This window comes from Microcoleus sp. B7-D4 (genome assembly GCF_036705125.1).
Classification (GTDB): Bacteria; Cyanobacteriota; Cyanobacteriia; order Cyanobacteriales; family Microcoleaceae; genus Microcoleus.
The window spans coordinates 1-9,563 of record NZ_JAUBTT010000167.1 but is presented as its reverse complement, the minus strand read 5'-3'; the positions used below and the strand labels follow the sequence as shown (position 1 = coordinate 9,563).

Here is a 9,563-nt window from a genome sequence, read left to right as displayed (position 1 = left end):
TTATTTGCGCTGTCGCCAGTCAGGATATCGTCGCCATTAGTACCGAGAATTGCATCCGGGGAATTGCTGCCCAAATCTGCATCGCCGCTGACAACAGGAGTGGCAATCCCAACAGGCAATACTACAGCTTCAATTCTGCTATCTAAAGCAGTACCAGTATTGTCAGCAACTAGCTGGGAAATAGGTTTATTTCCCGTACCAACTTCTTTGAATTCTTGAGTGGTTGGGCCCAAGGCTACTTGTTGGAGGCGGGCAAGTGATTCAGGAATTGATGTTCCTGTTGGGTTGGAGACAGCCGCATCAATGCGCTGATTGGCTGTTGCCATTACTGTCGCGGATTGCGATGTAATTTGGCTGACTGTTTGACTGTTGAAACTGGGGTCTATTTGCTGGATTTTCGCGGCTGTTTGCTGAATGATTGGTTCTAAGGCTGCGGCATTGCTGAGGTTTAAGACTGTACCGGATTGAATTTGAGCCGTAATTGAACTGACAACAGCTTTGACAATATCGGTATTGACTGCACTGGAAGCACCGTTAATCAAACCGCTGGTTTGGGTAATGAAGTTTTGGACTTTCACCATTTCGGATAAGACTTGGACGCCGCCCGGTTGATTGTTATTGGTCGCTAAGATTGGATCTAAGCTAGTTAGGTCAACATCGGCGGGGAGAGAAAGGGCGGCTTTGACTAAAGATTGCGCTTCTTCTTGTTCAATTCCTTTGTCGGTTAAGTCGGCGACTAAGCTGGTTAGGAGGGTGACTACACTAGAATCTGGGGGTGCGGTGACAGGTGTTTCTAGGGGTAAGCCGGTGGCGGTGTCAATGCCTCCTATGGCTACTAAATTGCCTTCTGATGGGTCGATTTCTCCGTTTTTGTTGGTGTCGAATGTCTCGAAGGGGATGTTGAGATTGAATTTACCGCCTGTATCGGTTGTGGTGGATGGTTCGTTGGTGTCGAGGATGCCGTTTTTGTTGGCATCGAGGAAGAGAGTTGCACCGGAGATATAACCGTCAATGACAGTACCTCCAAAGCGGCTGTCATTCATAATCAGTTGGATCGTATCGCTGGCAGTTGCACCGGCTCTGTCTGTTGCTGTTAACTTAATATTGAAATCTTGAGGTTGAGAATTTGTGCCATTGAAAGTGCGAGTATCTGGATCGAAAATGAGCCAATCAGGTAAAGGATCGCCATTTTCAAGAGTTGCTGTGTAGGTAAGCGTGTCACCTAGATCGGGATCTGTGAAAGTGTTGGACGGAAATTGGTAGTTGAATGTCGATGGGCTGTTGCTTACAGTTTTGGACTCGTAATGCCAAGGGGTTGTATCGGGGCCGTAGTTGAGGACAGGCGGGGTGTTGGGGTCGTTGTCCGCGATCATCACAGTAGCACTAGAGGACTCGCCTATCTGGCTGTTGTAGTTGCTGATAGGATCTAAGCTGATAAACACTTTTTCGTCGCCTTCTACTAGGTAGTCGTGGTTGACATCCACATCTATGTTGACGCTGCGCTTACCTGCTGGGATGGTGATCCTGTTGCTGCCAGACGGGTTGATAGTCAACGCCTGACGGGGTTGGGATGGCTGACGGGACTCGGAGTCGGAATACAATTGGTAATCTCCATACATACCGATACCTGGTGTGGCAGTACCGGGTATAGGAGTGTAGCTATTATCGGATAGATTATCGAACTTGTAGTAGACATCCAGCGGACCAGCTAGGCTGCCACCAGTACGGGTAATAGTGAATTTTCCAGGATTGGGTTCTTCGGGTGGAAAGATGGTTTCCGCAGCATTAGCATCCGTAGCGCTGATGGTAAGCGTTGGCTTGATATCGGGGGCTGTAAATGTAAAACTTTGTCCTTCAACAAACGGGGAACCAGCCCAAGCACTGTCGATCGCCTGTACACTCCAGTTATAAGTTTGTCCAGGGATTAAGTAATCTGGTTTTAACAGCCAACCAGGCGAGTAGTAGTTACTGCTGCTGTTGGCTTGGTTGGCATTTCCCAACTGCACTACTTGCCGAGTCCCATCATCCAGGGACATCGGGCCAACAATGTACTCTTTAATAGGGTCGCCACCGGCGGGATTGAAACGAGTAGTCCAAACTCGCAGGTTGTAGCTTAAACCCTGATTTGGAGTTTGAGCGTCGATCTGATTCCCCCATCCTGGGGGCAAACTTAAGATAACTCCTTCGGGAGTAATCTGAGGGAAATTGAAACCTTGAGTTTGAGGTGCAGAGGGTGGCGTGTTCGCATCAGGGGTGTTGTTGCGGTAGACTTTGACAAAGCTGCCACCGCCAACAGATGAATCATCTCTTGTCGTGAGTGCAATATCCAGTTTGTCATCTTTGTTGTAGTCTCCCCAAGAACCATTCGCGCTGGCAACATTATTAGGTAGCCCTGTATCGTCGATGGGTTGAAAATAGCCAGACTCATTTTGTCCGTAAACTTTGGGGAAATTGTAAACAGACGAATAATTTCGTTCTGTCAGCAGGATATCCAGCTTGCCATTGTTGTCGTAGTCTCCCCAAGTACCGGAACCAGCACCAAGCCCCCATGTAATTCCACGTTCCTCAAACGTAGTATCTCCTCCATAGTTTGTGTTTTGGAGCAGCAGCCTGGTAGAGCTATTAGGAATCGGCGACTGATACTGATTTAGACGCTGCTGTGTACCTGTAAGCAAGATATCGAGTTTGCCATCGTTGTTGGAGTCTCCCCATGCACCGTAATTAATAGGTTCGTTGGGGTTTTGATTTTGCAGCAATGGCTTGCTCTCTTCAGTAAAGCCATTGCCAGTGTTGCGATACAACTTTGCGACGTATGCTGAACCGGTATCGCCTGTCAGCAAGATATCTTGTTTGCCATCATTGTTGTAGTCTCCCCAAGCCGCATTGCCAATAACACCGGGCAAGTTTACCCCAGTCTCCTCCTCAAAGCTAGTGCCGTAGTTAAAGGGAATGCCACCGCCAAAGTCAATGCGTTCGTTACGGAACACTTTGGCGATGTAGCCTGAACTCGTATCGCCTGTGAGTACGAGATCCTGTCTGCCATCATTGTTGTAGTCTCCCCAAGCTGCGGAACCGTTGAACAGACCAGGCAGGTTTGCCGTGCTTCGCAAAAAGAAATTGGGGTTGATCTGCTGGGTTTGGTAAGAAGGGCGCAGATTGTTCTCAATCTTTTGGTTCACGTACAGTGTGGTGATGGGGATGTAACTCGGCGTAGCATAGGGGTTGGTCTGTGTTGGATCAGTTCTTACACCTGTGAGCAAGATATCGAGATCACCATCATTGTCGCTGTCACCCCAGGTAGCAGAAGGCTTGGAAATATGCTCCTTCCCATTTTCCTGAAGTACACCTCCGTAAACGGGAGGCAGCCCTATATCAATTGGTTTAAAGCCTTGATCACCTTCGTTGCTGTACACTCTGGGGATGTATTGCGATCGGGGAAAAGATTGATAATAGTTGTTTTGTAAACTACCTCCTTCCATCACCAACAGATCCAAATCGCCGTCATTGTCGTAGTCTCCCCAGGCATTAGGGCCGACAAAACCAGGTATCGTCAGATCCGCGAGTTCGTTGGTGAATACTGGGTGGTCATCCGCTTCCCCCCCATGCCGAGCCTTAGAGTCCGTTATTCCCAAGGGAGTTTCGTTAGAGCTCGGTATTCTGATCGGGAATATGTTTGTGCCGCCTGTTCCTGTAGTGACTGGCGGTTGCGGATTGACGACTACTGGCGGATTGACGACTACTGGCGGATTAACAACTACTGGCGGATCGACGACTACTGGCGGATCGACAACTACTGGCGGATCGACGACTACTACCGGATCGACGACTACTACCGGATCGACGACTACTGGCGGATCGACGACTACTGGCGGATCGACGACTACTACCGGATCGACGACTACTACCGGATCGACTACTACCGGATCGACGACTACTACCGGATCGACTACTACCGGATCGACGACTACTACCGGATCGACTACTACTGGCGGATCAACGACTAATGGCGGATCGACGACTACTGGCGGATCGACGACTACTGGTGGTGCAGTGTCGTTATCCGTAATCGCCACTGTCACCCCTGGAACCACGACCACATTATACTTAGCATCACCCCCACTCACACTGTGAGTGATAGTACCGCTGTGCGCGCCTTCGACAATCGTATCGTCAACAGCTTTCACCGTAACGGATTGAACGACATTCCAGTTATCGGTAGTGAAAGTGATAGGCGCGATCGCCTCTATCTCATTACCTGTTGTGAGAGTGATAGTTACAGGGGCGATCGGCTGCGATGTTAATTTGATGCCATAACTGCCATCCGCGCCACCTTCTGTAGCCGTTGTTTGCGTGGGAGAAATGCTGACACCTGCTGTCTCGTTGTCGGTAATCGCTACATTGACATCCTGAATTGTTGTGCCGCTATACTTAGTGTCTGTACTGGTAACAGTGTGAGCGATCGTGCCGCTGTGCGTGCCTTCGGCTTTGCTATCGTCGGTAGCGGTGACTGTGACTGTTTTGGCAACATTCCAATTCGTGCTGTCAAAGGTAACAGGCGCGATCGCATTTATTTCACTTGGGGCATTAAAGTTAATGGTAACAGGCGCGATCGGCTGGCTGTTGAGTTTGACTGTATAACTGCCATTCGCCCCGCCTTCTGTAGCAGTTGTGCTCGTAGGTGTAATGCTGACACCTGCTGTCTCGTTGTCGGTAATCGCTACATTGACATCCTGAATTGCCGTGCCGCTATACTTAGTGTCGGTACTGGTAACAGTGTGAGCGATCGTGCTGCTGTGCGTACCTTCGGCTTTGCTATCGTCGGTAGCGGTGACAGTGACTGTTTTGGCAACATTCCAGTTAGTGCTGTCAAAGATAACAGGGGCGATCGCATTTATTTCACTTGGGGCATTAAAGTTAATGGTAACAGGCGCGATCGGCTCCGACGTTAATTTGAGCTGATAACTGCCCGCGGCCCCGCCTTCTGTAGCAGTTGTTTGCGTGGGAGAAATGCTGACACCTGCTGTCTCGTTGTCGGTAATAGCTACATTTACATCCTGAACCGTCTGACCGCTATACTTAGTGTCGGTACTGGTAACAGTGTGAGCGATCGTGCTGCTGTGCGTACCTTCGGCTTTGCTATCGTCGGTAGCGGTGACAGTGACTGTTTTGGCAACATTCCAGTTAGTGCTGTCAAAGATAACAGGGGCGATCGCATTTATTTCACTTGGGGCATTAAAGTTAATGGTAACAGGCGCGATCGGCTCCGACGTTAATTTGAGCTGATAACTGCCCGCGGCCCCGCCTTCTGTAGCAGTTGTTTGCGTGGGAGAAATGCTGACACCTGCTGTCTCGTTGTCGGTAATAGCTACATTTACATCCTGAACCGTCTGACCGCTATACTTAGTGTCGGTACTGGTAACAGTGTGAGCGATCGTGCCGCTGTGCGTGCCTTCGGCTTTGCTGTCGTCGGTAGCGGTGACAGTGACAGTTTTGGCAACATTCCAGTTAGTGCTGTCAAAGATCACAGGGGCGATCGCATTTATTTCACTTGGGGCATTAAAGTTAATGGTAACAGGGGCGATCGGCTCCGACGTTAATTTGAGCGCATAACTGCCATTCGCACCGCCTTCTGTCGCAGTTGTTGCCGTGGGAGTAATAGAAACACCAGCGGTATCATCGTCCTTATTGCTGAGGCTAACATCCGTTACATCTTTGTTGCTGTAATTCGGATCTGTACTAACAGTAGCCGCCGTGACAATGGTGTAATTAATATCGCCGTCACCAATGCTATCGTTAAGCCCTGTTACTGTCACCGGCTGCGCTGTATCCCAGTTAGCAGAAGTGAATGTTAAACTATTAGTTGAAACAGTTCCTTCGGCAACATTGTCACTGGTCAAACCGATAGTCACATCAGCAGTCGGCTGAGTATTTAGAACCACAGTAAAGTTGGCCTTGGTGCCATCTTCACCAGTAATTAATCCCGCCGTCGGATTCACCGTAATTCCCGGAGTTTCGTTATCACTGTTGGTGACGGTGACATCATCAGGATCGAGGTTACTGTAATTAACATCGGTACTCACAGCAGCAGCCGTGACAATCTTGTAAGGTATAGGGCCATCAGCTACTAAATCGTCAACACCACTGATCGTTATTGGTTGCGGTTGATCGTAGTTAGCGGTAGTGAAAGTTAAGCTATTAGTTGAAACTGTTCCTTCTGCAAGATTGTCACTCCTCAAACCGATGGTTACGTCAGCAGTTGGTGCAGCGTTTAATTTGACTGTAAATTCTGCCTTACCGCCAACTTCTGTGGTTGATATTGCCTTTGGAGTGACAGTGATGCCGGCAGCGTCATCATTTTTGATAGTAGCCGTAGCGGTAGCCGTCGCAATAGTCGGTGCGCCACCGGGTGAAACTGAATTTGATAAAGTAATGGCAACAGTTTCATCCGGTTCTATATTGCCATCTCCCAACACATCCAAAGTAATAGTTTTGGATGTTTCACCCTCTGCAAAAGTGATTTTGCCAGTGGCAGCCGTTGCGCCCGAAGTGCCGGCGATATTGTTGTAATCAGTGGCGTTGGTCGCAGTGCCGGTAATGGCATAATCTACGGTACTCCAAAGTTCCGTGCTACCGCTGCGAGTAATAGTAAATGTGGCAGGATTTTTGCCGGTATTGCCTTCGGTAATGGTGGGATTGTCGGCGACAATTGAGTAAGAACTATTCCTATCCAATATAGCCACTTTCGCTTGACTCGTACCGCCGACAACACCGCCTGTAATCGCACCCAAATTGAGAACTAACTGTTCGTTACTGTCAACGATATTGTCAGCTTTAATAGTTACTGCAATATTTTGGGTGAGAGTAGTAGTGCCGGCAGAGAAAGTAAGGGATGTAGTTGAAATAGTGTAGTCTGCATCTTGAGTAGCTGTGCTACTGGGGTCGATGACAATGGGTACATTTAAATCAGTTAAGGGAGTGCCACCGCTGATAGTAACCGGGACATAAATTATTGTGTCGGTCGTGCCTTCAGTGACGTTGTAAGTGTTACCTATTTGGGGAGGAACGAAGGATACTGTAGTGGGTGTATTCAGCAGCACCGAAACGTTGTCTGAACCGTTATTCGCTACTGCAAAATCCGGGAGAGTATCAGCATTAAAGTTGCCTGCAATAATGGAAGTTGGATCTGTGCCCGCAGCAAAGTTAATGGGTGCACTAAAACCGCCATTGCCGTTGCCTACTAAAATTGCAGCGCCGCTGGTTCCTGTTACTGCTAAGTCAAGTCTGCCATCTCCGCTAAAGTCTTTCACCACAATGCCGTTAAGCCCTGCCCCTGCGTTAACAGTAGTAGCCGGGCCAAAGCCGCCAGTGCCATTTCCCAATAGAATTGACACACTGTTAGAACCGCCGTTAGCTGTGGCTAAGTCGAGGAAATTATCTCCGTTAAAGTCCCCAGTTGCGATCGCATTTGGATTTTGCCCAGCCCCAAAATTAGTAGCTGCACCAAATCCGCCCGTGCCATTTCCTAACATAATTGAGACATTATTAGAGAGGCTGTTGGCAACGGCTAAGTCAGGTAAACTGTCAGCATTAAAGTTCCCTACAACAACGGAACCAGGAATCGCACCAACATTGAAATTAGTGGCAGCGCCAAAGCTGCCAGCACCGTTTCCCAACAAAATTGAGACACTACCCGTACCTTGAGGGTTAGCATTTACCACTGCTAAATCGAGGAAAGTGTCGCTGTTAAAGTTCCCGACAGCTATTGAAGAGGGAGTGTTACCCACACTAAAGGTGCTGGGTGGACTAATGAGTCCGCCCGTGCCATTTCCTAACAGAATTGACACACTGCTATTACTGCTATTTGCTACTGCCAAATCGGGGAAATTGTCAGCGTTAAAAAGTCCTGATGTGACGAAAACAGGATCCAAACCTACAGCCAATTGGGTAACTGTTCCAAAATTGCCATTTCCATCTCCCAACAAAATTGAAATGTTTTCGCTTGATAGGTTGGTCACTACCAAGTCTGGAAAGGTATCAGCGTTGAAAAACAATACATTAATACCTTTGGGATTTGTCCCCGCGCCAAAATTAGTCGCATCACCAAAACTATTCAAAACATACTCGTAACCCGCTAACACTTCGGCTTCAAATACCAGCGGCGTTTCTCTTGAACCGGTTCTGACTTCCAGTTCCCAGTCGCCGCCTTTTGCTACACTTCCGGTGAGGTTTTTGGAAGCGGCAACATTGGTATTTGTCAGTTGGGCAATGCGTTGGATGAAGGCTACACCGTCTATATCTCTGGCGTGTCGATCATCTATGGCGTATTCATTATCTATGGCGTATTCATCCGATCCGCCAGGGAATGAATTCCCTGTCTCATAGCGAAAGTCCTCTGAAGAGGACTGTTTATTGAGTTTGTTTTCAGTCGGTTTCAACCGACTTGAGCTTTGAGCCGGGGAATTCATTCCCTGGCGGACTTTCGGGTAAGCAGTCGGTTTCAACCGACTTTCGCTTTGAGACAGGGAATTCATTCCCTGGCGGACTTTCGGGTAAGCGCGAGGTGATGATGCGACATTACAACCGTAAATGAGAATGTCCGCATCAACACTTAAAGCACTCCGCCACTGCTGCAATTTCTCGGAATAAGTTTCCACATTATCTGCACTCAAGCAGCCATTACCCAATTGCAAGCTGCCCGGAGCACCGTGAGAAACTATGTGAATGCTGTCAATATTGGTACGAAGAGCTAAAATATCAGTAATTTGGTCGATCGCATCCCGGTTCCCATCCAAAACGACTACTTCCGTACCCGGTTTTACCCCAGCAATCAAACTTTGATAATTTTCTACTTTAGTATCGATAAAGGCGATCGCACTTGGTGAAACTTGATTATTTAAATTTGACATAATGCACCTACTAATAGCTAAAAAAAGACAATAGTTTCCCTGTTTCGCGACTTGCATCGGAAACTATTTCTGAAGGTTGTAGTAACCATAACTGTTTTTTTAGAGAATATCTATAAAGTTTTCTTCATAAACACCTTTTTATTTAAAGTTTTGATAAAGATGGGGAATTTTATTAAGTAATATTACGGGTTAGCCAGCGCGATGTGGATGAGATAACACAAAAACATTTCAATAGCAAGTATCATTATACTGAAATATTTTAGTCCCCGTGCAGAGTATGGGAAGGAGAATATAGGAGTAGAGGTTCAGAGGTTTAGTACCAGAGTTCGATCGATTGGTGGAAGACGCTGTGCGATCGCCTCTGGGCCGATTTCTTTTAATACAATTGTGGAAGCATCTCGATTAGAAGCGGGAACAGTTTCTCGTATACTTTTGCAGTTGGAATTGTTGGGATTAGTTTCTATGAGACAGGGGTTAAAAACCCCTGTCTTACTCTCGCGCTCACGAGTTTCTCGGAAGGCAGAAATCTGGGTAATAAACCCGAAATCGCTCTTAAATCAATCCGAAATTAACGGCACTGATACTGCTAGCAGAAACACCATTGAGAGAAGCTAAAATCTCCCCAGTCTGTGCAAACCGGATTAAAGTTGCACCGCT

General features: G+C 47.7%; 2 protein-coding genes. One reads left to right on the top strand and one right to left on the bottom strand.

The window, feature by feature from the left end; all coding sequences use genetic code 11:
• On the bottom strand, positions 1-8,906 hold an 8,906-nt coding region (locus QUB12_RS35455), incomplete at its 3' end, for a DUF4347 domain-containing protein (protein WP_333310804.1).
• A gap of 225 nt (positions 8,907-9,131) precedes the next feature.
• Between QUB12_RS35455 and QUB12_RS35450 the strand changes: the two genes are divergently transcribed.
• Positions 9,132-9,521 carry a DprA-like winged helix domain-containing protein gene (locus tag QUB12_RS35450; protein WP_333310806.1) on the top strand — a complete coding sequence of 130 codons (390 nt, stop codon included), beginning with the start codon at positions 9,132-9,134 and terminating at the stop codon, positions 9,519-9,521.
• Positions 9,522-9,563: the final 42 nt, after the last annotated feature.